Source organism: Methylobacterium sp. CM6247 (genome assembly GCF_054817925.1).
Window position 1 is genome coordinate 4,818,705 of the sequence record NZ_JBTXKX010000003.1, and the last position, 23,239, is coordinate 4,841,943.

A 23,239-nucleotide genomic window follows, 5' to 3' on the forward strand; every position below is an offset into this window, starting at 1 on the left:
CCCCCCCTGTAACGCGCGACTTTGAAAGATCCTGATGGCCGACGATTTCAGCCTGCCGCTTCTCAATGGCGGCGACGCGTCCTTCGACGGGCTCGGCTCCGAATCGATTCGTGAGGCGCCCACCACCCCGAAGAGCGCCGCCGATCTCGAACAGGTCTTCGATGTCCCGGTCATGGTCTCCGCCGTGCTGGGGTCGTCCCGCATGCCCATCGGCGACCTGCTGCGGCTGCAGCCCGGCGCGGTGCTCGAACTCGACCGCAAGGTCGGCGAGGCCATCGACATCTTCGTCAACAACCGCCTCGTCGCGCGCGGGGAGGTCGTCCTCGTGGAGGAGCGCCTCGGCGTGACGATGACCGAGATCATCAAGAGTGACCACTGATCCCGCCCGCCGCGCTGCTGCGCGAGGCTCTACCGACACAGGATACTAGACCATGCGGCTCCTCATCATCGGACGCTTGAGCGGCGAACTCGTCACCGCCTCGAAGATCGCCATGAGTCGCGGCGCGGCCGTGACCCATGCGGACGGGGTGGCGCAGGGTCTCGCCGTGCTGCGCGCCAAGGGCGCCGACCTCGTCATGATCGATGTGGGCCAGCCGATCCGCGAACTCGTGACCGCGCTCGCCGACGAGCGCATCCGCACCCCGGTGGTCGCCTGCGGCGTCGCCACCGATGCCAAGGCGGCCGTGGCCGCGATCCAGGCGGGTGCCCGCGAATACATCCCCCTGCCGCCCGATCCGGAATTGATCGCCGCCGTGCTGCAGGCGGTCTCCGAGGACGGACGCGCCTTCGTCTGGCGCGACGCCTCCATGGAGCGGGTGGTGAAGCTCGCCGAGCAGGTCGCGCGGTCGGAAGCCTCGGTGCTGATCACCGGCGAGAGCGGCACCGGTAAGGAGGTGCTCGCCCGGCACGTCCATATGAAGTCGGCCCGTTCGAGCCGGCCCTTCGTCTCGGTCAACTGCGCCGCGATCCCGGAAGCTCTGCTCGAATCCGAACTGTTCGGCCACGAGAAGGGCGCCTTCACCGGCGCCGTCGCCCGCCGGATCGGCCGGTTCGAGGAAGCCAATGGCGGCACGCTGCTGCTCGACGAAATCTCCGAGATGGATGTCCGCCTGCAATCGAAACTGCTGCGCGCGCTGCAGGAGCGGGTGATCGATCGGGTCGGCGGCACGGCCCCCGTGAAGGTCGATATCCGGGTGCTCGCCACCTCCAACCGCAACCTCATCGACGAGGTCCGCAAGGGCACGTTCCGCGAGGATCTGTTCTACCGCCTCAACGTCGTGCACCTGCGCCTGCCGCCGCTGCGCGAGCGCCCGGCCGACATCCTCGAGCTGGCCTCCCACTTCGCCAAGAAATACGCCGAGGTGAACGGCGTGCCGGTCCGTGTCCTGAGCCGCGAGGCGCAGGCGATCATTCGTGAGAATCCGTGGCGCGGGAACGTGCGCGAACTCGAGAACACCCTCCACAGGGCGGTCCTGCTGGCGACGGGCCCGGAGATCGACGCCGACGCGATCTCCACCCCGGAGGGCGAATCCTTCGCCCGTTCTGCCGGGCCGGTGGAACGCGCCGCCCAGGTCGCCGAGGCCGCCACCCGTGGCCTCGTGGGGCGGACGGTGGCTCAGGTGGAATGCGAGCTGATCCTCGACACGCTCGACCATTGCCTCGGCAACCGTACCCATGCCGCCAAGATTCTCGGCATCTCGATCCGCACCCTGCGCAACAAACTCAATGAATATGTCGATGCCGGCATCAGCGTCGCCGAGCCCGGCAGTGTCCGGGCCGTGGCGGCCTACGGCTGAACGGCGCGGAGCCGGCGAGGCGACACGCCCCGTTGCCGCCCCTCCCCCCCATGGTTAGGTGTGGCGGCGGCGGCGCCCACTCCCCTCGGCGCGCCGGATGTGGAACGGGCACCCGGATTTGGCAAAGCACGACAAGGACACAACCGTGCGGACGGCGAAGTCGGGTTATTCCGACATTGTCCTGGTCTGCGCGAAATGCACCAAGCGCGTCGGCCTGAAGAAGGACGAGATCCGGGGGCGGCTCAAGCGGGAGGCGAAAAGGCGCGGCCTCGGCGGGATGACCCGCGTGGTGTCCACGGGCTGCCTCGGCCCCTGCCCGAAGCGGTTCGTGGCGGTGGCGACCTCCTTCAGCCTCTCGCGCAACCGCATTGTGCTGATTGATCCCGAGGGTAATGCCGAGCAGGCCCTCGATACGGTCTATCCGCCCGCCCGCCGGTCCGAATGAAGCGATCTCCGATTTCGGCCCCAATGCCGCTTTAGGGCGGATCCGGGATCAATTTGGGTGGCAGGCTTTGCGCCGGATGCGGTGCCCGCCGAGCAGAAGAGGATCGTCGCCCTTGGCGCTCGTCCATTCCACAGAGTTGTACCGGTGACGCGCCGGGTCGTGGCGCCTCCTCCCGCCCGTACGGGCGCCGTGAGGCACGTCCTGCGATACCTGCCCGTCCTGGGGACGGTACTCGGCCTCGTCCTGGCGATCTGGCTGGTGGCGACCCACGATATCGCCTCGGTGACGGATGCCTTCGGGCGGATCGGGATCGTCGGGCTCGCCGGCATCGTGCTGATGCGCGTCGTCATCCTGTCGCTCTGCGGTCTTGCCTGGGAGCGGGTGCTGCACCGGCTCGCGGCCACCGCCGAGGCGGGAGCGTTCCTCATCCTCCGTTTCGTGCGGGACGGGATCAACGTGCTCCTTCCGGTGGCCTCCGTCGGCGGTGACGTCGTCGGCGGGCGCCTCCTCACCTTCTGGGGGGTCCCGGGCAAACTCGCCGCGGCCTCGATCCTGGTGGACATGCTGATCCAAGTCGGCACGCAGGCCCTCTTCGTGCTCATCGGCGTCGCGCTACTGATGCAGATGGAAGGCGAGTCCGCCGCGTCCCTCGCGGCTTGGGCCCTGCGGGCGCTCGGCGTCACCGCCATCGTGCTCACAGCCTTCTTCGTCTTTCAGCGCAGTCCGCTCATCCGGGGTGTCGAGCGCCGCATCGCCGAGCTCGCCCGTCGCTTCCTGCGCGACCAGGAAGAGGCCGTCCCCGGCTCGGTGCCTGCCGATGCGGGCGTGCATGGCGCTCTCGATACGGTCTGGGCCCCGAAGCGCTGGCTCCTGCTGTTCCAAGGCGTCGTCCTGCACCTCCTCGCCTGGATGCTCGGTGCCACTGAGATCTGGATCGCGCTGACCTGTATGGGCGTGGAGGGCGTGGGCCTCGCCGAAGTCATCATCATCGAGGCCTTGAGCCAGGCCATCAAATCGGCGGCCTTCCCGGTGCCCAGCGGATTAGGGGTTCAGGAAGGCGGGTTCGTTCTGGTTGGCGGCCTGTTCGGCATCGACCCCGGCACCGCCATCGCCCTGTCGCTTGCCAAGCGCGTGCCGGACGTGGTGCTCGGCCTGCCCTCCCTGATCCTGTGGCAGACCCTCGAGGCCCGCCGCGCCACGATCCTCCCGCCGCGCGGCTGAACCCTTTTCAGGTCGAGATCGTCGCGACCGATCCGCCATCGACGCGCAGATTGGCGCCGGTGACGAAGCTCGCCTGTTCGGAGCAAAGGAAGGCCACGGCCGCCGCCACCTCCTCCGCCCGTCCCCGGCGCTTGGCCACCATGCCGGGGCGCCCCTCGTCGAGGAAGCTCGCGATCGCCTCATCGAAGGAGGTCCCCTTCTCCTCGGCGCGCTTCTTCATCATAGCGTCGGTCATCGGTGTGGCGATGAAGGCAGGGGAGACGGTGTTCACCAGAACGCCTTCCGGCCCGTAGGCCTTGGAGAGACCCTTGGCGAGGCTGAGGATTCCGGCCTTCGCCGCGCAATAGGGCAGTTCCTCGACATAGGGCTGCACCGCGTCTTCGGAGGCGAACAGGACGATCCGCCCCCACCCGGCCTCGCGCATGCTGGGGATGAAAGCGCGTGTCACCCGCACCGCCGCCATCAGGTCGGTCTGGATCGTCTCCAGCCAATCCTCGTCGGTCAGGTCGAGGAAGTCGCCCGTAGCCCCGGTGATGCCGGCGGCATTCACCAGGATGGTCGGGGCCGCACCGAAGGCCTCGCGCGCCTTGATCGCCAGCGCTTCGACATCGGCCCGCTGTGTCAGATCGGCGACCACCGCCACAATGGTACCGAGGCCGGACAGTGCGGTGGCCGCTTTCTCCAAGGCCTCCGCGACCTTATCGCTGAGGATGACCTTTGCTCCCTCCTTCAGGAGCAGCTCGGCCGTGGCGTAGCCGATGCCGGAATCGCCCCCGGTGACGACGGCGACCCGTCCCTCGATCCCGAAATCCATTGCTCGCTCCGCTGGCCGCGTGGGTCCGACCGGGGCGACACGTTTTCCGGCCGGTCATGTGCGGGCCAACCCTGACCGGGCCGGGGGTGTTCCGGGCTGCGCGACTGTGACGGATCGGGCGAGCGTCCGGCGACCGCGGTGACCTACGGCTCCGCAGGATCTTCGCAGAAACGCAGGGTGTTGCCGAAAGGGTCGGTCACCGTCATCACCAGCCCCCAGGGCAGGTTCTCGATGCCCGGCTTGGCATGGACGTAGTTCCGAGCGCTGAGTTCCGCCTGGAAGGCGTGAATGCCCGCCATCCGCACGAAGGTCGTGGAGCCCGGCGTCGCATCGCCGTGATGGCCGCTGAGATGCAGGATGAGACCGGCGCGCGAGACCTGGGCGTAGAGCGGAAAGTCGTCGCTGAAGCGATGCTCCCAATCGAGGCCGAAGCCGAGGAAGTCGACATAGAACTCGCGCGCCTTCGCCTCGTCGAAGATGCGCAGGATCGGGCAGGTCTGGTCGAAGCGGATGGTCCGGTCGGGTGTCGACATCGGGCTCGGCTCCTCAGGCGATCCTGTCGGGCTCGGCCAGAAGCCCGTCGACGAAATCCGACAGGCCGGTGTTGCGGGCGCGCTTGAGGCGCTCGGCGACGAGGATTCCCTGGAGCTTTGCGAAGGCGTCGTTCAGGTCGTCGTTGACGAGGACGTAATCGTACTCGTTCCAGCGCTGGATCTCGACGCGGGAATTGGCGAGGCGCTTCTCGATGGTCTCGGGCGAATCCTCGGCTCGGCGTTCGAGGCGGTGTCGCAACTCGGCGAGGCTCGGCGGTAGTATGAACACCGTCACCACGTCGTCCGCGAGCTTCGCCCGCACCTGCCGCGTGCCCTGGTAATCGATGTCGAAGATCATGTCCCGGCCGGCGCCGAGCACCTTCTCCACCGGGCGGCGCGGCGTGCCGTAGAAATTGCCGTGGACCTCGGCCCATTCGAGCAGGTTGTCGGCGCCGCGCAGGGCGTCGAAGGCCTCACGGTCGATGAAATTGTAGTGCTTGCCGTCGATCTCGGAGGGCCGGCGCTGTCGCGTCGTCACCGAAATCGAGAGATCGAGCCCCCATTTCGGGTCGCTGGCGACCGCGCGCGTCAGCGTGGTCTTCCCCGCTCCCGAGGGCGAGGACAGGATGAGGATGAACCCGCGCCGCCCGATCGTCGTGGCCTGCATGTCCGAAAAACCTACTCGACGTTCTGAACCTGTTCGCGGAATTGCTCCACCACGGCCTTCAAGTCGAGTCCGATCCGCGACAACGCGATGTCTCCGGCCTTCGCGCAGAGGGTATTCGCCTCGCGGCCGAGCTCCTGGGCCAGGAAATCGAGCTTGCGGCCGATGGCGCCGCCCTTGGCCAGCAACTCGCCGACACTGTCGAGATGGGCGCTCAGACGGTCGAGTTCTTCGCGCACGTCGGCTTTCGCGGCGATGAGGACGGCCTCCTGGTGCAGACGGTCGGGATCGAGCCCGCCGGCCTCCGTCAGGGCGGCGATGCTCGCGGACAGGCGCGCCTTCACCGCCTCGGGCTGGCGGCCGGGGCAGACCTCGGCGGCCTGGCGGAGGCGGGACATGGCGACGAGCTGCCCCTCAATGATGGCGCGCAGCTGGCGCCCCTCGGCGCGGCGCGCTTCCACGAGGTCGGCCACGAGCCGGACCACGCCCTCGGCGAGGTCATGGGCGAGGCTGTCCGATTCCACCGCCGGCTCTTCGTCGGATTCGATGACGCCGCGGATGCCGAGCAATCCGTCGAGGGAGGCCGGGGCGAGCCCTTCCGGGCGCGGCACGCGCGCCGTGGCGGCGGCGAGCTCGGCCAGCAGGGTTTCGTTGATCCGCACCCGCGCCTTGGCCTCGGGCCGGGTGAGGTTGAGCGAGAGCTGGCACTGGCCCCGCGTCAGGGTCTTCTGCAGGGCGGTACGGGCAACCTCGCCCACCGCCTCCAGGCCGTTGGGCACGCGCAGGCGCACGTCGAGCCCGCGCCCGTTCACGCTGCGGACCTCCCAGGCCCATTGCACCGGGCCGGTGGTGCCGGTGGTGCGGGCAAAGCCCGTCATGCTGGAGAGGATCATGATGTCTGAACTTTAGTCGGTCGTGCGAACCTCCCTCCCCCTTGCGGGGAGGGATCGAGAGTGGGGGTGGTTGGGCGACCATCAGGCAGCGGAGGCCAGCGGCACCAACCCCACCTCCTATTCCTCCCCACAAGCGGGGGGAAAGCGACGGCAGCGCCCTATTGCGGCTTCAGCGCCGGGACGCTTTTGGCCGAGTTGAGGTCGAAGGTCTTGTTCCGAAGCGGGTCGAGCTTGGTGCCTTCCGACGCGTCGAAGGCTTTCGGCCGCGGGGCCGACGGGTCCGGGGCGCCGCCAGCGAAGTTCGTGCCCTCCGGCGCGTAGGCGGAGGCTCGGCCCGGCACGCTCGACGGATCGGCCGGAGGATCGGCCTTGTCCACGGGGGCGGCGTCGGTGGGTACCTCCTTGCGGGCGCGCTCCACCTGGCGCCAGCGGGCGACGTTGCGGGAATGGCCCTCCAGGCTGTCGGCGAAGGCGTGGCCGCCGGTGCCGTCGGCGACGAAGTAGAGGTCCTTGGTGCGCGACGGGTTGGCGACGGCTTCGAGCGCGGCGCGGCCCGGATTCGCGATCGGCCCCGGCGGCAAACCCTCGATGACGTAGGTGTTGTAGGGCGTGGCCCGGTCGATCTCCGAGCGCTGGATGCCACGGCCGAGCGTGCCGCGTCCGCCTACCAGACCGTACACGATGGTGGGGTCCGATTGCAGCTTCATCCGCTTGTTGAGGCGGTTCACGAACACCCCGGCGACGCGAGGGCGCTCGTCGGCCCGGCCGGTCTCCTTCTCGACGATGGAGGCCAGGGTCACCATCTCGGCCGGGGTCTTCACCGGGATCTCGGCCGAGCGGCGCAGCCAGATCTGGTTGAGCACCTCGCGCTGCTTGGCGCGCATCAGGTTGACGATCTGCTGACGGGTGGCGCCGCGCTCGAACTTGTAGGTGTCGGGCAGGAGCGAGCCCTCGGGCGGGATCTCGTTGATGTCGCCGGTGAGGATGTCGTTCTCGTTGAGACGCACCACGATCTGTTCGGAGGTCAGCCCCTCGGGGAAGGTGATGGCGTGCTGCACCTGCCGGCCGGTGGACAGGGTTTCGATCGTGTCGCCGATGCTGGCATGGGCCTTGAACGTGTACTCGCCGGCCTTCAGCGCCTTGCCGGAGAAGCGGGAGGCCCATTCGAACAAGGCGGTGTGGCTGATGACGCCCTCCCGGCTCAGAGCCTCGGCGATCTCGGAGGTGCCGCTGCGCGGCGGGATGACCACGACCTTGTCGGCGGCGAGCGGGCCGGGCTCGCGGATCTGCCGGTCGAACAGCGTCACGCCGATCATCGCCGCGATGGCCAGGATGACGGCGGCGGTGAGCAGGCCGCTGATCGTGCTGAGCAACCCGCCGCGCTCGCGCACCGGACGGTCCGGCGGGGGCGGCGCGGCCGTGGGCTTGATCGCCTCGCTGGGGCTGCGCGGGGACGCGCGGTTCAGCTGTGCCGGCTCTTCGGAGGGGACCGGAAACGGCGCCGGGTCCGGATTTTTGCGCTTGCGGAAGAACATGGACATCCTGTTCGGGCCTCGCCTCTCGCCAACCTCTTCTCGGCCCGACGATGCGGTCGTCGTGTTGTCATGTCCGACAGGGGCCATGCGTGCCACGAGTCTCAGGCAATGAGGTGCCGGTGCATGGGTGGACCTCCCGGATGGAGGCCACAGGTTCCGTGCGTCAAACCTGACTACACCCGGGCGGCCGGCTTATACGAGACGGAGTGAACCGGTTTTGTGGCAAAAAGGCGTATTACCGCTCCATCGTCACGGCCCCGCCCCCGTTGCCAACAGCCCTTTGGCGTGAACCTCACGAGGCGTTCGAGGAAGGCCCCCGCCTGCCGCTCGAGCAGGCGATACGAGGCTGGGGCGATCAGGATCTTCGCCGTGAGCGAGATGACGAGGTTAGGGAGCAGGTGGAGCGAGGAGGATGCATCACCGCTGATCTACAGCGCGCGTAATAAAGAAAGCCACCATGCAGAAGTAAACTTTCGCCTATGGGCGACTGGTTTCGGCTTTGCCGTCCGTTTCCGACGAATGTCGCTATCGATGGAAAACAGGACTTTCGGCTGGGGACCAACGGGTCAAGCTGCGTTGGCCCTTACTGGGGCCGCCGTCCATCTCGCCGGTGACAGCATTCTGCCGTCAGACCCGCCGCATCACCAGCGACGCATTCGTCCCGCCAAATCCAAAAGAATTCGACAGCACGACATCCACCTGCTTGCGCTTGGCTTCATGCGGCACGAGGTCGATGGCCGTTTCCACCGACGGTGTGTCGAGGTTCAGCGTCGGCGGCATCACGCCGTCGCGGATGGTGAGGATCGAGAAGATCGCCTCGATGGCGCCAGCCGCGCCCAAGAGATGCCCCACCGCCGATTTGGTGGAGGACATGGCGGCCTTGGCCGCGTTGTCGCCGAGCAGGCGCTCGACGGCCTTGAGTTCGAGCTCGTCGCCCATCGGCGTCGAGGTGCCGTGCGCGTTGATGTAGTCGATGTCGCCAGCCGAGATGCCGGCGCGTTTCACGGCGGCGCTCATGCAGCGGAAGGCGCCGTCGCCGTCCGGGGCCGGCGACGTGATGTGGTAGGCGTCGCCCGTGAGGCCGTAGCCGACCACCTCGGCATAGATCCGAGCGCCGCGCGCCTTGGCGTGCTCGTATTCCTCCAACACCACCACGCCGGCGCCTTCGCCCATGACGAAGCCGTCGCGGTCCTTGTCATAGGGGCGCGAAGCCTTGGTTGGCTGGTCGTTGAAACCTGTGGAGAGGGCGCGGCAGGCGGCGAAGCCCGCAAGCGCGAGGCGGTTCACCGGAGATTCGGCACCACCCGCCACCATGACGTCGGCATCGCCGAACTGGATCAGCCGGGCCGCGTCGCCGATGGCATGGGCGCCGGTGGAACAGGCGGTAACCACCGCGTGATTCGGCCCCTTGAGCCCGTGCGCGATCGAAACCTGGCCCGAGGCGAGGTTGATGATGCGACCGGGAATGAAGAACGGCGAGATCCGCCGGGGCCCCTTGTCGTGCAGGGTCACGGAGGCGTCGTAGATACCCCCGATCCCGCCGATGCCGGAGCCGATCATCACGCCGGTGGCGCATTGATCCTCGTGGGACTTCGGATGCCATCCGGCATCATCGAGCGCCTGGCCGGCGGCGGCCATGGCGTAGACGATGAACGGATCGACCTTGCGCTGCTCCTTCGCCTCCATCCACCGGTCGGGATTGAAGGTGCCGTCGCTGCCGTCTCCGAACGGGACCGAACAGGCGATGCGGCAGGCGAGATCGGACACGTCGAAGGCTGTCACCTGCGACGCTCCGCTATCTCCCGCGATCAACCGGCTCCAGGTGGTCTCGACGTCGCTTCCCAGCGGCGTCACCATGCCTAAGCCCGTCACCACAACCCGACGCATCGCGTTATCCCGAACCGGTCCCGTCATCATCATTCCAAACGGCGCGCGGGGCGATCGAGCCCCGCTTGTCGATGCGCCTTTTGCCCCTCGCGCTTAGGCGGAGTTCTTCTCGAGGAACTTCACGGCGTCGCCGACCGTCTGAATGGTCTCGGCGGCATCGTCGGGGATCTCGACGTTGAACTCTTCCTCGAACGCCATCACGAGCTCGACGGTGTCGAGGCTGTCGGCGCCGAGATCATCGATGAAGTTTGCGCCCTCGACTACCTTTTCCGGCTCAACGCCGAGGTGCTCGACAACGATCTTCTTCACGCGCTCAGCGATATCGCTCATCGTTCTTGGTCCTTAGCTATTCGATCGTGATGGTGAAGGCGCCGTGGCCGCCATCCCGCTTGTGAGGATTTTGAAGGCGGCCGGTGTCCGATCGCGCGTGGCCTTGAGAACCCGCAACACGCAGAACCGTCAACCCCCCTCGCACGGCAGCCGGGGTGGTAGCACAGGGTTTTCGTGCTGGCGAGGGGCGGTTCACAAACCGTTCATCGCTGTGGCTCTTTCGAGCGAAGGAACACTTATTTTTCGTGTGCAGTGCAGCAAAGTGCTCTGCGTCAAGGCAATAAAAGACGCCTCAATACATCGCCATGCCGCCATTCACGTGCAAGGTCTGGCCGGTGACATAGCCGGCCTCGGCGGAGGCGAGATAGACGGCTGCCGCGCCGATCTCGTCCCCGGTGCCCAGGCGGTTCATGGGCACGCGGGTGAGAATTCCCTCACGTTGCTTCTCGTTGAGCACATCCGTCATCGGCGAGGTGATGAAGCCCGGCGCGATGCAGTTGACGGTGAGGTTGCGGGTGGCGACCTCGGCGGCCAGGGCCTTGGTCATGCCGACGAGGCCGGCCTTGGCGGCGGCATAGTTCACCTGGCCGGGATTGCCGGTGGCGCCCACGACGGACCCCACATTGATGATACGGCCGTTCCGCCGCTTCATCATGCCTTTCACCGCCGCCCGAGAGAGCCGGAACGCCGCGGTGAGGTTCACGGCGATCACCGCATCCCACTCGTCGTCCTTCATCCGCAGCATGAGGTTGTCGCGGGTGATGCCGGCATTGTTGACGAGGATGTCGAGGCCGCCCATCGCGGCCTCGGCCGCCGGCACCAGGGCCTCGACGGCATCCTTGTCCGACAGGTTGCCGGGCACGAGGTGGACGCGCTCGCCGCCGAGTTCGGCGGACAGGGCTTCCAGCGCCTCGGGGCGGGTGCCGGAAATGGCGACGATGGCACCCTGCGCGTGGAGCGCCTTGGCGATGGCGCCGCCGAGGCCGCCGGTCGCGCCGGTGACGAGGGCCTTGCGGCCGGTCAGGTCGAACATGGGCAATCCTGTTGTCAGCTGAGCGTCGGGAAGGCGGCGACGTCGTCGGGCGTGCCGACGGGAGTCGCGGTGGAGCCGGAAGCGATCCGCTTGACGAGGCCGGTGAGCACCTTGCCACTGCCGATCTCGTAGAACTGGTCGATGCCGGCGGCCGCCATGGCCTCGACGCATTCGCGCCAGCGCACGGTGCCGGTCACCTGCGCGACGAGGGCCTGCCGGATGGCGGCGGGCTCGACGACCGGCGAGGCCAGCACGTTGGAATAGACCGGGACCAGGGGTGCCTTCATGGCCACGCGGGTCAGGGCATCCTGCATGGCCTCGGCAGCCGGCGACATCATCGAGCAATGGAACGGGGCGGAGACGTTGAGCATCACCGCACGCTTGATGCCGCGCGCCTGGGCAATCGCCACCGCGCGCTCCACCGCGGCCTTCCCGCCCGAGAGCACCACCTGCCCGGCGCCGTTGTCGTTGGCGACGTCGCAGACATCTCCTTCGGCGGCTTCCGAGGCGATGGACAGGGCCAGCTCGGCATCGGCGCCGATCAGGGCGGCCATGGCCCCCGCCCCCGGTGCGACCGCGCCCTGCATCGCCTCGCCGCGAATGCGCAGGAGCCGGGCGGTATCGGAGATCGTGAACGTTCCGGCGGCGGCGAGCGCCGTGTATTCGCCGAGCGAGTGGCCGGCTACCGCCGCCACGTCGCGAACGAGATCGAGGCCGCGTGTCGCCTGGAGCACGCGCACGACCGCGAGGCTCGCCGCCATCAGGGCTGGCTGCGCGTTGGCGGTGAGGGTCAGTTCCTCCGTCGGTCCCTCGAACATCAGCGTCGAGAGGGACTGGCCCAGGGCCTCGTCCACCTCATCGAAGACGGCTTTCGCCTGGGGGAAGGATTCCGCCAGGGGCCGGCCCATGCCGACGGCCTGACTGCCCTGGCCGGGAAAGATGAATGCGCGCGCCATGTTCGTCGAAATCCTTTGCCACGTCGTCGCACGGGAAAGGGCGGCGCAGTCGCACCGTGTGCAGCAAGTGTCAACACGAGCGGAGACGAAGCGACGGACGAATACCGGTCTCGACCGGTATCGAGACCACGATGTCGATGAGAATGCCGCGCTTGCTCTCTGGCTCTGCCACCGCCGGACGCCCATCACCGAAACGCGGGCGTCCGGTGGTCGGCGTACGGCGGCTGCCGATAGGTCCGTCTCAGGCCTCGTTGAAGAAATCCACCGTGCCGGTGTCGAGGCTGTAGGATGCGCCGACGATGCGCAGCTTGCCCGCCTTCAACGGATCGAGCAGCGCCGGCTCCGAGGCGGTGCGCATGCGGTTCACCACGCGGTCGACATTGGCGCGCACGCAATTCTCCAGGAAATCGCCGGGCTTGCCGCGCACCGAGAGCACCGCCGGAACGATCGGTTCGATCATCCGGCCGATGGAGCCCGGATAGACGGTATTGTTCTCGACCACATCCGCCGCGGCCTGAACAGCGCCGCAGCGGCTATGCCCCATGACCAGGATGAGCGGCACGCCGAGCTGGGAGACGGCGTATTCCACCGATCCGAGGGCGGCGGTGTCGGCGGTGTTGCCGGCATTGCGGACGATGAAGAGTTCGCCGAGACCGCGCCCGAACAGGATCTCCGGGGAGACGCGGGAATCGGAACAGCTCACCAGCACGCAGAACGGGGTCTGGCCGAGGGCGATCTCGATCCGGCGCTCACGCCCTTGCACCGCGCGGACGGGGCTGTCGGTCTTGTAGAGCCGGTTGCCCTCCTTCATCAGCTCCAGCGCCTGATCCGCCGTCAGGTCCGTCTTCTTGGTGGACGGGCTGGCCGCCAGACCGAGATTCGGCATGGCGGTGGCGGCGAAGGCCGCTGCGCCGAGATGGCAGGCACAGCTGAACAGGCCGCGGCGGCTGAGCGTCTTCGTCATGAGGTTTGGGCCCTCTTCAATTCCCATGCGAAGGCTCGCACGAGCTTAACCGTGCCACGCATAACCGGGGGGCAGGGCGCTGTCGCCCGGGCGATAAGCAGCGGCTCTTAGAGGGAATGGAACGCCGGTCCCGAACGTGCTGCCCGTGGCGGCGTCGGGTGCAATATTACGGTCGCGCTTGTTGCGCCACGCGAGGCGGTGTAAGAGGCGCGTTCAATCATACTATTCCCGGTCCTATGGAAGGAGCCGCTGCGCATGGCTCGCGTCACCGTTGAAGACTGCATCGACAAGGTCGAGAACCGTTTCGAGCTCGTCCTGCTCGCGAGCCACCGCGCCCGCCTGTTGGCCGCCGGGGCGCCGCTCACGATCGACCGCGACCGCGACAAGAACCCCGTCTGCGCCCTGCGCGAAATCGGCGATGAGACCATCACCGCCGACGACCTCAAGGAACAGCTGATCCATTCGATGCAGAAATACGTCGAGGTGGATGAGCCCGAGGCCGAGACGGTGCCGCTGCTGTCGAGCTCGCCGGCTGCCGCCGCCGTCGCGCCGCAATCGTCCAGCGATGACGGCGCCGTCCAGTTCGACCGGATGAGCGAAGAAGATCTTCTGCGCGGTCTCGAGAACCTCGCTCCTCCGACCGAGACGGAAGAAGAGGCCGAGTGATCGGACGACACGTTTATTACTGACGATCCCGCGAAGACCCGGCCCAGCGCCGGGTTTTTCGTTTTTCGGGGCGAGAAACCGGTGTCATGCGGCGCCATGGGTCTGGCGTGCCCGGCCGCGATGCGGGACAACATGAGACAGAGGCGGGCAGTGACGATGAGTGAAGGGTGTTGCGGCGGATGATGCGCCAGTACGAGCTCGTCGAGCGGGTGAGGCGTTACAACCCCGCCACCAACGAGGCCCTTCTCAACCGCGCCTATGTTTATGCCATGCGGGCCCATGGGACGCAGAAGCGGGCCTCTGGCGATCCGTTCTTCGCCCATCCGCTGGAAGTCGCCGCGATCCTCACCGATCTCCGGCTCGATGACGCCACCATCGTCGCCGCCGTGCTGCACGATACGGTCGAGGACACGGCAGCCACCCTCGACGAGATCAGCGAGATCTTCAGCCCGGAGATCGGCGCCCTGGTGGACGGGCTGACCAAGCTCAAGCGCCTGGACCTCGTCTCGAAACGTGCGGCGCAGGGCGAGAACTTCCGCAAGCTGCTGCTGGCCGTCGCGGCGGACGTGCGCGTGCTGCTGGTCAAGCTCGCCGACCGCCTGCACAACATGCGCACGCTTCATCACATGAAGCCGGAGAAGCGTGAGCGGATCGCCCAGGAGACGCTGGATATCTACGCGCCGCTGGCCGGACGCATGGGTATGCAGGAACTGCGCGAAGAGCTCGAAGACCTCGCGCTGCGCAACCTCAAGCCCGAGATCTACGCGACGATCACCCAGCGGCTCGCCGACCTCGCCGTGAAATCCGAACGACTGGTCGAGAGTATCGAACGGGACCTGACCGCCAAGCTCGCGGCCCAGGGCATCAACGCCGTCGTCACCGGGCGGCAGAAGCGGCCCTTCTCCATTTCCGCCAAGATGGAGCGTAAATCCGTCGCCTTCGAGCAGCTCTCGGACATCTTCGGCTTCCGCATCATCGTGGAATCCCTGTCCGAATGTTACGGGGCGCTGGGTGTCGTGCACACCACCTGGCCGATGGTGCCGGGTCGCTACAAGGACTACATCTCCACCCCGAAACAGAACGATTACCGCTCGATCCACACCACCGTGATCGGGCCGAAGAGCCAGCGCGTCGAGCTGCAGATCCGCACCGCGGCCATGGACGAGATCGCCGAATACGGCATCGCCGCGCATGCCCATTACAAGGAATCCGGCGGAAAAGACGAGATCGGCAGCGTCCATCCGCGCCTCGCCACGGAAAGCGGCGCCTATCAATGGCTGCGGCGGACCATCGAGCTCCTGGCCGAGGGCGACAGCCCGGAGGAATTCCTCGAACACACCAAGCTCGAACTGTTTCAGGACCAGGTGTTCTGCTTCACGCCGAAGGGGCGCCTCATCGCTTTGCCACGCGGCGCGACGCCGATCGATTTCGCCTATGCGGTCCATACCGACGTGGGCAACACGGCGGTGGGGGCCAAGATCAACGGCCGCATGGCGCCGCTGCTGATCGAGCTCGTCAACGGCGACGAGGTCGAGATCGCCCGGGCCGACGGGCAATCGCCTCCGGCCGCCTGGGAATCCCTCGTGGTCACCGGCAAGGCCCGCGCCGCGATCCGGCGCGCGACCCGCTCGGCCGTGCGCCGCCAATATGCCGGTCTCGGCCGCCAGATCCTCGACCGTGCGTTCGAGCGGGCGGCCAAGAACTTCTCCGAGGACAAGCTGCGCGGGGCGCTTCCTCGCCTCGCCCGGCAGAGCACCGAAGACGTGTTCGCTGCGGTGGGCAGGGGCGAGATGTTCTCGGGCGACGTGGTCCGCGCGGTCTATCCCGACCACAAGGACGAGCGCCGGACGGCGCCGGCAGCCCTACAGCAGCCGATGGACGGGGGCGCCGGTCGCCTCAGCCTCGCCAAGGGGCAGGCCATGCGGCTCACCTTCCCCGAGGGCACCGCCGATATGGGCCGGCCGGACGCCATCCCGATCCGCGGGCTCGACAACGACCTGCCGGTGAGCTTCGCGCCGAATGGCGGCGCGGTGCCGGGGGACCGCATCGTCGGTATCCTCACCCCCGGTGTCGGGGTCACGATCTATCCGATCCAGTCGGCGGCGCTCGCGGATTTCGACAACGAACCCGCGCGTTGGCTCGATGTACGCTGGGATGTCGAGGCGGGGGGGAGCGAACGTTTTCCCGCGCGCCTCGCCCTGCAATCGATCAACGAGCCCGGCGTTCTGGCCCAGATCGCGCAGGTCATCGCCGACCACGACGGCAATATCGACAATGTCTCGATGAAGCGACGCACCCAGGACTTCACCGAGATCGTGATCGATCTTTCGGTCTGGGACCTGAAGCACCTCAACGCCATCGTCGCCGAGCTGCGCGGTAAGCGCACCGTGAGCAGGGTCGACCGCGTCAACGGCTGAGCGTCCGTACCCCTCTGGGCGCGTCGTCGGCGCGCGCCTTGCGCCAGGTGGCCCGCGCTGCCACAAACGCGGCCCTCACTCGCTATCCAAGGAACACGTTTCTCATGACGCCAGACGCGGTGCTCGCGGAATTCCGCGATGCAGGGGCTCTGCTCGAAGGACATTTCGTGCTCAGTTCCGGGCTCCATTCCGGCGTCTTCCTGCAGAAGATGGCGATCTTCTCCGATCCGGTCCGGACCGAGCGCCTGTGCAAGGCCCTGGCGGAGGTCATCGTCGCCCGCTTCGGCCCGATCGACATCGTCGTGTCCCCGGCGATCGGCGGGATCGTTCCGGGATACGAGACGGCGCGTCATCTCGGAGCACGCGCCATCTTCGTCGAACGTGATCCCGGCGGGCCCTTCAGCCTTCGTCGCGGCTTCAGCATTCCGGCCGGCCAACGCGCCGTGATCGTCGAGGATATCGTGACGACGGGGCTTTCCGCCCGCGAATGCCTCGCATCGCTCCAAAGCGAGCCCGGGGAGGTCATCGGCGCGGCCTGCCTCATCGACCGTTCGGGCGGGCGCGGCGAAATCGGCCTGCCGCTCGTTACCCTGGTCACTCTCGACATTCCGGCTTATGCTGCCGATGCCTTGCCGCCGGAACTTGCCGCGCTGCCTGCCGTCAAGCCGGGTAGCCGGGTGATGCCTCCCGCCTAATCTTAAGCAAGGCTAAAACTGAATGTGGTCGATGAACTGATGCGCAATTGGGCGCAACAGTTGTAGACCGGCAAATATTCTCGGCAGAACCTGGTTTTATCCTCAATTTCAGGTGATTGTATACCAATCGTGGTTGACAGGTATGTCAATCCGACAATAACAAAGGAGAGGCTTGGCCGTTGCCTGTGGCATTCGACCGGTTCTTAGAATTTATTATTAATTCTAACGTTCTGTCCGTTATCAACCTTGGGTTGTCAAGGCATCGGGCGGCGAATGATCAGTCAAATGTGACGAATTATTAGGACTGCAACATCTTACGTCTGAAAATTCTGATGAGAAAATGGATCTTTCAATGAGCGCACAACAGCGCAGTGCTCTGTTTATCGACGGAGCGAATCTTTACGCGGCAACGAAGGCGCTTGGCTTCGATATCGATTATCGCCGTCTGCTTAAGGAATTTCAAGCTCGCGACAATTTGATCCGGGCTTTTTACTACACAGCCATGGTCGAAGACCAGGAATATTCATCGATCCGCCCGCTGATCGATTGGCTCGATTATAACGGTTATCGGGTTGTGACCAAACCGGCTAAGGAATTCACCGATTCCGCCGGTCGTCGCAAGATCAAAGGCAATATGGACATCGAACTCGCCATCGATGCCCTCGAACTCGCGCCCCGCATCGATCATATGGTCCTGTTCTCGGGCGATGGCGATTTCCGCTCCCTGGTGGAGGCGATGCAGCGCCGCGGGGTCCGGGTCACCGTCGTCTCGACGATCCAGACACAGCCGGCCATGATCGCCGACGACCTTCGCCGACAGGCCGACGAGTTCGTCGACCTCGTCCACCTCATTCCCCGCGTCGGTCGCGATCCGGGCGAGCGCGGCGTCCGGACCCAGGGTGAGGGCCTGGCCCGCAATCCTCGGGACGTGCCGCGGGAGGCTCCACGGGACATGACGCGCGACGTGGCCGAGCGGCCGGTCGCCCGCGCCAATCCCGGACTGGAGACCCGCTACGGTATCCGTCAGGGCGACGACGTTAGCGAGCAGTAGACGTTCACTCGACCGGGGGAAGTCTGCGTCCCGCCTCCCTCCCCCCGGTATGCGGATGCCCGAAGCCGCGATTGCCGGTTCACCCCATGGCGTTGGAGCGAGGCTCCGAGAGTTCACGCTCCAGCCGTGATGCATGCGCGAAGAACCGGCGGCGCACATCCGCCGCGTAGGGGTTCGCGCGCTCGATCGCGTCGAAGACTTCCGGGGCATCGTTCCTGACCATGCCCACCGCCTGCATCAGCAGGTCGAAGCTCTTCGTCGTCATCCGGGTCGGGAGCGGCTCCATCTCGACGAAGACCTTGGCGATGAGATGCGTCAGGCCCTGAACCGAGGCGGCTGCCCGGTCATGTGCCTCGGGATCCGTGAGGATGACATCGAGGCCGAGATGCTTCCGTAGGAAGGCCGCGGCGCGCAGGCCTCCCCGCCCCCGGATCGGACATACGGCGATCTTCAGCCCCTTCAGGCCGGAGCGCGCGCTTTGCGGGCCGAAGAGCGGATGCGTGGCGACGATCCCGACGTGATCGGGCAACCCTTCCGCCATGATCTGCGCGGCGACCATCTTCACCGAGGCGACATCGAGGACGAGTGCGCCCGGCCGCAGGTGAGGTCCGATGGCGGAGACCACCTCGGCGAGCTTGGAGACTGGAGCAGCCAGCACGACCACGGGACAGGAAGCCACTTCGGCGAGCGAGCCGAGCCGCACCCCGGCTTTCCTCGCCCCTTTCTGCGTACTGGATTCACATATCTGGTCGCCGGCCGTTCTCCCTTCCCAAGCGGGTTCGACATGAGGCGCGCCGGGCTCCCTCTCTTGGAAGGAGAGGGCTGGGGTGAGGTGTGGTCCACCTCCGAAAAGGTCACACACCTCACCCTGTCCCTCTCCTTCCAGGAGAGGGGACCCGCGCATCCCGCGAGATGTGTGAACGCCGTTGCCTTCCAGGAGAAGGGACCCGTGCTGCCCGCGAGATGCCTGAATATCGTCGGCGTGCGGCAGGGCGGGATCGTAGGCGCGCAGCGCGAAATACCGCCCGAGATGTTGGGCGATCAGCTGGCCGAACGCGCCGAATCCGATGATCCCGACGGTGATGCGTGATGGAGGGGACGTAACCAAAGACACGGAACTGACCTCTATGGAGCCGAGGGGCCAGCGGTGCTTGGAAGAGGGTCAACCGCCGACGACCGGGGCGGTTGAGACGTGACAGAGCACCTCGCCGCTAAGGGAGCGGCGCGTAATACAATCCGGAAAGGATCGGGTTCGTCGTCATGGGCGGTGTCTTGGCAGGACGGGCATCGCCCGTCAACGGAGCGTTCGCCGATCAGCCCTTGTCGCGCATGATCCGGGCGCGGTCGCGCTCCCAGTCCCGCTCCTTGGCGCTCTCGCGCTTGTCGTGGAGCTTCTTGCCCCGGCCGAGGCCGAGTTCGATCTTCGCGCGGCCCTGCTCGTTGAAGTAGATCTTCAGCGGCACCACCGTGTAGCCCTCGCGCTTCGTGGCGCCGATGAGCTTGTTGATCTGTTTGCGGTGGAGCAGCAGCCGGCGCGGACGCTTGGTCTCATGGTTGAAGCGGTTGGCTTCGAGATATTCCGGGATGTAGGCGTTGAACAGGAACAGCTCGTCACCCGACGGACCGGCATAGGCCTCGCCGATGGCCGCCTTGCCCTTGCGCAGAGATTTGACCTCCGTCCCGGTCAGGGCGATGCCCGCCTCGAGGACGTCGGAGATTTCGTAATGGAAGCGGGCGGCGCGGTTGTCGGCGACGACGCGGCGGGTGTCTTGCGGTTTGGGAGCCATCACATCGTCGGTTCTGGTGCATCGGCCTATCCGAGCCGATGCCCCTTGTCTGGAAGGAAGCTGATGCCGTCGCCGGCCGCGCGACGCGGCCGATCGACACTGATATGGTTCGCCGGGGTTTCGCCTGCGAGGGGGCTCAGCCGTCGATCAGCCCGGCATGGCGTAGGGCGGAATCGACGATCGCCTTCGTGGCATCGCTGACCGTGAGGAGCGGGAGGCGCACCTCGTCGCTCATATGGCCCAGCCGCGAGAGACCGTATTTCACCGGTGACGGGTTCGATTCCGCGAACAGCCCCACATGCAGCGGCAACAATTGGTCCTGGATCCGCAGGGCCGTGGCGTAATCGCCGGACAGGGTCGCTTCCTGAAGCTTGGCGCAGAGGCGCGGCGCCACGTTGGAGACCACCGAGATGCAGCCGACGCCGCCCTGAGCATTGAATCCGAGCGCCGTCGCATCTTCGCCCGAAAGCTGGATGAAGTCTTCACCCATGGCTTGGCGTTGCAGGCTGACACGGTCGAGCTTGGCCGTGGCGTCCTTCACGCCGGCGATGTTCTTGAGCTCATACAGCCGCGCCATGGTTTCGACGCTCATGTCGACCACGGAACGTGGGGGAATATTGTAGATGATGATCGGAATACCGATGGCGTCGTTGACGGCCTTGAAATGCGCGTAGAGCCCGGCCTGCGTCGGCTTGTTGTAGTAGGGCGTCACGACGAGCACTGCGTCGGCACCGGCCTTCTCCGCGTTGACGGCCCGGTCGACGGCCTCGGCCGTGGAGTTCGAGCCCGCGCCCGCGATGACCGGTACCCGGCCGGCGGTCTCGGCGATGCAGGCAGCCACGACACGGTCGTGCTCGTCATGGCTCAGGGTAGGCGTCTCGCCGGTGGTGCCCACGGGCACGAGGCCATGGATGCCCTGCTCGATCTGCCAGTTCACGAATTTGCGAAAGGCGTCCTCGTCGAAGGCGCCATCGCGAAACGGAGTGGCGAGCGCGGTCATGGCGCCCCTGAGGCGCTGTGTCGTGGTGTCGGTCATCCTGGCGTTCCCGGCCGTCGATTTTTCGGTGGGCCGGTGTGCCGGCCGCATCACCGCTCTCGCGGACGGGCAGACATAGGGCCTTGCCGGCACGCGCGCAAACGCTCTGTCGGCGCGGTTAATGACTTCTTAATGCCCTCCGGGACAGCTTAGGCATGTCCGCATCTGACGGGACTTGAAGAACCATGGCGTTCTGGACACGCTCGCATCGTGCCGCCCTCCCCGTTTCCCTCGCCCTTGCCTTGGCGGGGACGACGATGCTGGTCGTGCCGAACACGATCTTCCCGGCCGCCGCGGCCCAGGGGGAGGATGTCACCACCCGCCCGTCGAGCGACGCCGTCGCCCCCTCCGTCATGGTGCCGGACAGCAAGGCCGCGGAGACCGAGGCGGTCGCCGCCGATGCGCTGAAGCTGGATGACCGCAGCGCCGAGACCGTGGCGAGCAAGGCCCTGCCCGCCGCCGCCAAGGCCTATGCCTCCGCCGATCCGGAAGCGCCGATCGCCTTCCCGCTTCCCGACGCCGCCATGACGCCGGCCGCGCCCGTACCGGAAGTGCCCGACCCCGCCCGCGCGGCGCAGGTCGCGCCGGATGTCGACCTCCCCGCTCTGCGCCAGGCCATCGACGCCTATCGGCGCGGCAAGGTCTCCGAAGGCGACCGCCTGCGCGACGGTTTCACCGATCCGGCGGCCCTCGCTCTGCTCGAATGGGTGGCAATCCGCGCCGGCTCCGGAATCGGTTTCGAGCGCACTGTCTCCTTCACCCGGACGAACCCGGAATGGCCGGCGGGTCCGCTCCTGCGCCGCCGTGCCGAGGAGGCGCTTCTCACCGAGCGCAAGAACCCGGCGACCGTGCGGGCCTTCTTCGCCGGAACGCGTCCGTCGAGCGCTCCCGGCAAGTTCGCCCTCGCCCTCGCCTTCCGGGCCGATTCCCTCGACGAGGACGCCGCCTCCCTGGTCCGCGAGCTGTGGCGCTCGGAAACCTTCGGGCGCGCCCTCGAGACCAAGGTGATGGATGCCTTTCCGAGTGTCCTCACCCGCGTCGATCACCGCTTCCGCATGGAGCGCGCCCTCCTGAAGGAGGATTACGAGACGGCCGGCCGGGCCGCCTCCTATGCCGGCGGCGGCTACGCCAGTCTGGTCCGCGCCCGCCGGGCCGTGGAGGACAAGAGCTCGTCGGCCGCCTCCGCGCTCAACGCCGTGCCGCCGTCGCTCCGCAGCGATCCGTCCTACATCCTGTCGCGGGCGCAATACCTGCGCCGGGCCGACAAGGCGGTGGAAGCCGCAGCTATCCTCGCCACCGCCCCCACCAACGGCGATGTCCTGGTGGATGGCGACGAATGGTGGGTCGAGCGCCGGATCGTCGCCCGCAAGCTCATCGACATCGGCAATCCGAGCCTCGCCTACGAGGTCGCCGCCGGCCATAGCGGCCGTACCGTGGAGAAGCGGATCGAGGCCGAGTTCCATGCCGGCTGGATCGCCCTGCGCTTCCTCGACGATCCGGCCAAGGCCACCAACCATTTCGCCAAGGCCGCGACCATTGCCGAGACGCCGATCTCGCTGGCCCGCGTGGCCTATTGGCAGGGCCGCGCGGCCGAGGCGGCAGGCGAAGCCGGGCTGGCCAAGACCTTCTACGAGCGCGCGGCGCTTCAGCCGATCGCCTATTACGGGCAGCTCGCGCGGGCGAAGCTCGGGCAGGCGAGCCTGCCGCTCCGCGTCGTCCCCGATCTCGAACCCGCTGCCGCGGCCGCGTTCGACAACCGCCTGACCACGCGGGCGCTGCGGATGCTGGAGGCGGCTTCGCTGAAGGATCTGGCGCTGCCGCTCTACATCGACACGGCGAATCGCCTGACCAACCCGGCCGAGCTCAGCGCGCTCGGCAACCTCGCCGTGGAGGTGCGGAATTCCCGAGCCCTCGTGGCGGTGGGTAAGCTCGCGGTGCAGCGTGGGCTGCCCCTCGACGCCCATGCCTACCCGACCATCGGCATCCCCGATTACGAGGCCTCCGCCGCCGTTCCCCTGGTGGAGAAGGCCATGGTCTTCGCCATCGCCCGCCAGGAAAGCCAGTTCGATCCCCGCGCCCAGTCGAGCGTCGGCGCCCGTGGGTTGATGCAGATGATGCCGGCCACCGCCCAGCGCACGGCGCGACGGGTCAGCGCCTCCTACGACCAGGACCGCCTCACCAGCGATCCCGCCTACAATGCCCGCCTCGGCCAGGCCCATCTCGGTGAGCTGATGGAGGATTGGCGCGGCTCCTACATCCTCGCCTTCGCCTCCTACAATGCCGGTGGTGGCAACGTGAAGAAGTGGATCGACGCCTATGGCGATCCGCGCCGGACCGGGGTCGATCCCATCGACTGGGTCGAGCGCATCCCCTTCACCGAGACCCGCAACTACGTCCAGCGCGTGATGGAGAATTTGCAGGTCTATCGCAGCCGGCTGGAAGGCAAGAGCGCCTTGCTGATCGAGGGGGACCTTCAGCGCGGGGCGCGGTGAGCGGAGGGTTTATCCTCCCCCGGC

At 67.0% G+C, this 23,239-nt stretch carries 23 protein-coding genes; 10 read left to right on the forward strand and 13 right to left on the reverse strand.

The window, feature by feature from the left end; genetic code table 11:
* Positions 1–34 precede the first annotated feature (34 nt).
* The 4 genes from fliN to ACYQOP_RS23845 all read left to right on the forward strand — a co-directional run bounded on the left by fliN (position 35) and on the right by ACYQOP_RS23845 (position 3,462).
* A complete protein-coding gene (gene fliN / locus ACYQOP_RS23830) occupies positions 35–379 on the forward strand; it encodes a flagellar motor switch protein FliN (RefSeq protein WP_056423780.1) in 345 nt (114 codons plus the stop codon).
* A 52-nt stretch (positions 380–431) separates the two neighbouring features.
* Entirely contained in the window at positions 432–1,796 is a 1,365-nt protein-coding gene (gene flbD, locus ACYQOP_RS23835) for a sigma-54-dependent transcriptional regulator FlbD (protein ID WP_311274711.1), read from the forward strand.
* Positions 1,797–1,941: 145 nt separating this feature from the next.
* Positions 1,942–2,241, forward strand: a complete 300-nt coding sequence (locus ACYQOP_RS23840; protein WP_244478134.1) for a (2Fe-2S) ferredoxin domain-containing protein — start codon at positions 1,942–1,944, stop codon at positions 2,239–2,241.
* 144 nt (positions 2,242–2,385) lie between these two features.
* Positions 2,386–3,462: a lysylphosphatidylglycerol synthase domain-containing protein gene (locus ACYQOP_RS23845; protein ID WP_461224544.1), complete on the forward strand. Its 1,077-nt coding sequence runs from the start codon at positions 2,386–2,388 to the stop codon at positions 3,460–3,462.
* Positions 3,463–3,469: 7 nt separating this feature from the next.
* Here ACYQOP_RS23845 and ACYQOP_RS23850 read toward each other — a convergent pair whose 3' ends face one another.
* The 10 genes from ACYQOP_RS23850 to ACYQOP_RS23895 all read right to left on the reverse strand — a co-directional run bounded on the left by ACYQOP_RS23850 (position 3,470) and on the right by ACYQOP_RS23895 (position 13,071).
* Positions 3,470–4,276 carry an SDR family NAD(P)-dependent oxidoreductase gene (locus ACYQOP_RS23850; protein ID WP_461224545.1) on the reverse strand — a complete coding sequence of 269 codons (807 nt, stop codon included), beginning with the start codon at positions 4,274–4,276 and terminating at the stop codon, positions 3,470–3,472.
* Between the two features lie 143 nt (positions 4,277–4,419).
* Positions 4,420–4,809, reverse strand: a complete 390-nt coding sequence (locus ACYQOP_RS23855) for a glyoxalase superfamily protein (RefSeq protein ID WP_461224546.1) — start codon at positions 4,807–4,809, stop codon at positions 4,420–4,422.
* A 13-nt stretch (positions 4,810–4,822) separates the two neighbouring features.
* Positions 4,823–5,476 (reverse strand): guanylate kinase, encoded by a 654-nt coding sequence (gene gmk, locus ACYQOP_RS23860; protein WP_056423771.1) that lies wholly within the window; start codon positions 5,474–5,476, stop codon positions 4,823–4,825.
* Between the two features lie 11 nt (positions 5,477–5,487).
* Positions 5,488–6,366: a YicC/YloC family endoribonuclease gene (locus ACYQOP_RS23865; RefSeq protein WP_461224547.1), complete on the reverse strand. Its 879-nt coding sequence runs from the start codon at positions 6,364–6,366 to the stop codon at positions 5,488–5,490.
* Between the two features lie 158 nt (positions 6,367–6,524).
* Positions 6,525–7,901, reverse strand: coding sequence for an endolytic transglycosylase MltG (gene mltG / locus ACYQOP_RS23870; protein WP_419952880.1), 1,377 nt, complete (start codon positions 7,899–7,901; stop codon positions 6,525–6,527).
* 627 nt (positions 7,902–8,528) lie between these two features.
* Positions 8,529–9,788: a beta-ketoacyl-ACP synthase II gene (gene fabF, locus ACYQOP_RS23875; protein WP_056424431.1), complete on the reverse strand. Its 1,260-nt coding sequence runs from the start codon at positions 9,786–9,788 to the stop codon at positions 8,529–8,531.
* Positions 9,789–9,881: 93 nt separating this feature from the next.
* Positions 9,882–10,118, reverse strand: coding sequence for an acyl carrier protein (locus tag ACYQOP_RS23880; RefSeq protein WP_018044468.1), 237 nt, complete (start codon positions 10,116–10,118; stop codon positions 9,882–9,884).
* A 292-nt stretch (positions 10,119–10,410) separates the two neighbouring features.
* The gene (gene fabG / locus ACYQOP_RS23885) at positions 10,411–11,151 is read right to left on the reverse strand and encodes a 3-oxoacyl-[acyl-carrier-protein] reductase (RefSeq protein WP_056423767.1); all 741 of its coding nucleotides are present in this window, start codon (positions 11,149–11,151) and stop codon (positions 10,411–10,413) included.
* A gap of 14 nt (positions 11,152–11,165) precedes the next feature.
* Positions 11,166–12,107: an ACP S-malonyltransferase gene (gene fabD, locus ACYQOP_RS23890; RefSeq protein WP_461224548.1), complete on the reverse strand. Its 942-nt coding sequence runs from the start codon at positions 12,105–12,107 to the stop codon at positions 11,166–11,168.
* A gap of 241 nt (positions 12,108–12,348) precedes the next feature.
* Positions 12,349–13,071, reverse strand: coding sequence for a carbonic anhydrase (locus tag ACYQOP_RS23895; RefSeq protein WP_207410526.1), 723 nt, complete (start codon positions 13,069–13,071; stop codon positions 12,349–12,351).
* A gap of 255 nt (positions 13,072–13,326) precedes the next feature.
* Here ACYQOP_RS23895 and rpoZ point away from each other — a divergent pair, with 255 nt between their 5' ends.
* The 4 genes from rpoZ (at position 13,327) to ACYQOP_RS23915 (ending at position 17,900) form a co-directional block, all read left to right on the forward strand.
* Complete coding sequence (rpoZ, locus tag ACYQOP_RS23900) at positions 13,327–13,737, forward strand: DNA-directed RNA polymerase subunit omega (protein WP_461224550.1); 411 nt, start codon at positions 13,327–13,329, stop codon at positions 13,735–13,737.
* A gap of 179 nt (positions 13,738–13,916) precedes the next feature.
* Complete coding sequence (locus ACYQOP_RS23905) at positions 13,917–16,154, forward strand: RelA/SpoT family protein (protein ID WP_461225452.1); 2,238 nt, start codon at positions 13,917–13,919, stop codon at positions 16,152–16,154.
* A 104-nt stretch (positions 16,155–16,258) separates the two neighbouring features.
* Complete coding sequence (pyrE, locus tag ACYQOP_RS23910; protein ID WP_056423759.1) at positions 16,259–16,849, forward strand: orotate phosphoribosyltransferase; 591 nt, start codon at positions 16,259–16,261, stop codon at positions 16,847–16,849.
* Between the two features lie 352 nt (positions 16,850–17,201).
* Entirely contained in the window at positions 17,202–17,900 is a 699-nt protein-coding gene (locus ACYQOP_RS23915; protein WP_056423758.1) for a LabA-like NYN domain-containing protein, read from the forward strand.
* Between the two features lie 79 nt (positions 17,901–17,979).
* Here ACYQOP_RS23915 and ACYQOP_RS23920 read toward each other — a convergent pair whose 3' ends face one another.
* The gene (locus ACYQOP_RS23920; protein WP_461224553.1) at positions 17,980–18,603 is read right to left on the reverse strand and encodes a prephenate dehydrogenase/arogenate dehydrogenase family protein; all 624 of its coding nucleotides are present in this window, start codon (positions 18,601–18,603) and stop codon (positions 17,980–17,982) included.
* A 213-nt stretch (positions 18,604–18,816) separates the two neighbouring features.
* Here ACYQOP_RS23920 and ACYQOP_RS23925 point away from each other — a divergent pair, with 213 nt between their 5' ends.
* Positions 18,817–18,990, forward strand: coding sequence for a hypothetical protein (locus tag ACYQOP_RS23925; protein WP_156467672.1), 174 nt, complete (start codon positions 18,817–18,819; stop codon positions 18,988–18,990).
* A 223-nt stretch (positions 18,991–19,213) separates the two neighbouring features.
* Here ACYQOP_RS23925 and smpB read toward each other — a convergent pair whose 3' ends face one another.
* Both smpB and dapA read right to left on the reverse strand, forming a co-directional pair.
* Positions 19,214–19,687 (reverse strand): SsrA-binding protein SmpB, encoded by a 474-nt coding sequence (gene smpB / locus ACYQOP_RS23930; protein WP_018044478.1) that lies wholly within the window; start codon positions 19,685–19,687, stop codon positions 19,214–19,216.
* Positions 19,688–19,823: 136 nt separating this feature from the next.
* Positions 19,824–20,723, reverse strand: coding sequence for a 4-hydroxy-tetrahydrodipicolinate synthase (gene dapA / locus ACYQOP_RS23935; protein ID WP_056424428.1), 900 nt, complete (start codon positions 20,721–20,723; stop codon positions 19,824–19,826).
* A gap of 185 nt (positions 20,724–20,908) precedes the next feature.
* Between dapA and ACYQOP_RS23940 the strand changes: the two genes are divergently transcribed.
* The gene (locus tag ACYQOP_RS23940) at positions 20,909–23,215 is read left to right on the forward strand and encodes a lytic transglycosylase domain-containing protein (protein ID WP_461224556.1); all 2,307 of its coding nucleotides are present in this window, start codon (positions 20,909–20,911) and stop codon (positions 23,213–23,215) included.
* Positions 23,216–23,239: the final 24 nt, after the last annotated feature.

Coding starts and splice junctions, on each gene's coding strand:
- pyrE (WP_056423759.1), top strand. CDS start 16,259: ATGACGCCAGACGCGGTGCTCGCGGAATTCCGCGATGCAGGGGCTCTG.
- fabF (WP_056424431.1), bottom strand. CDS start 9,788: ATGCGTCGGGTTGTGGTGACGGGCTTAGGCATGGTGACGCCGCTGGGA.
- ACYQOP_RS23850 (WP_461224545.1), bottom strand. CDS start 4,276: ATGGATTTCGGGATCGAGGGACGGGTCGCCGTCGTCACCGGGGGCGAT.
- smpB (WP_018044478.1), bottom strand. CDS start 19,687: ATGGCTCCCAAACCGCAAGACACCCGCCGCGTCGTCGCCGACAACCGC.
- ACYQOP_RS23895 (WP_207410526.1), bottom strand. CDS start 13,071: ATGACGAAGACGCTCAGCCGCCGCGGCCTGTTCAGCTGTGCCTGCCAT.
- fabG (WP_056423767.1), bottom strand. CDS start 11,151: ATGTTCGACCTGACCGGCCGCAAGGCCCTCGTCACCGGCGCGACCGGC.
- ACYQOP_RS23855 (WP_461224546.1), bottom strand. CDS start 4,809: ATGTCGACACCCGACCGGACCATCCGCTTCGACCAGACCTGCCCGATC.
- ACYQOP_RS23905 (WP_461225452.1), top strand. CDS start 13,917: ATGATGCGCCAGTACGAGCTCGTCGAGCGGGTGAGGCGTTACAACCCC.
- mltG (WP_419952880.1), bottom strand. CDS start 7,901: ATGTTCTTCCGCAAGCGCAAAAATCCGGACCCGGCGCCGTTTCCGGTC.
- gmk (WP_056423771.1), bottom strand. CDS start 5,476: ATGCAGGCCACGACGATCGGGCGGCGCGGGTTCATCCTCATCCTGTCC.
- ACYQOP_RS23865 (WP_461224547.1), bottom strand. CDS start 6,366: ATGATCCTCTCCAGCATGACGGGCTTTGCCCGCACCACCGGCACCACC.
- ACYQOP_RS23880 (WP_018044468.1), bottom strand. CDS start 10,118: ATGAGCGATATCGCTGAGCGCGTGAAGAAGATCGTTGTCGAGCACCTC.
- rpoZ (WP_461224550.1), top strand. CDS start 13,327: ATGGCTCGCGTCACCGTTGAAGACTGCATCGACAAGGTCGAGAACCGT.
- dapA (WP_056424428.1), bottom strand. CDS start 20,723: ATGACCGACACCACGACACAGCGCCTCAGGGGCGCCATGACCGCGCTC.
- ACYQOP_RS23940 (WP_461224556.1), top strand. CDS start 20,909: ATGGCGTTCTGGACACGCTCGCATCGTGCCGCCCTCCCCGTTTCCCTC.
- flbD (WP_311274711.1), top strand. CDS start 432: ATGCGGCTCCTCATCATCGGACGCTTGAGCGGCGAACTCGTCACCGCC.
- ACYQOP_RS23915 (WP_056423758.1), top strand. CDS start 17,202: ATGAGCGCACAACAGCGCAGTGCTCTGTTTATCGACGGAGCGAATCTT.
- fabD (WP_461224548.1), bottom strand. CDS start 12,107: ATGGCGCGCGCATTCATCTTTCCCGGCCAGGGCAGTCAGGCCGTCGGC.
- fliN (WP_056423780.1), top strand. CDS start 35: ATGGCCGACGATTTCAGCCTGCCGCTTCTCAATGGCGGCGACGCGTCC.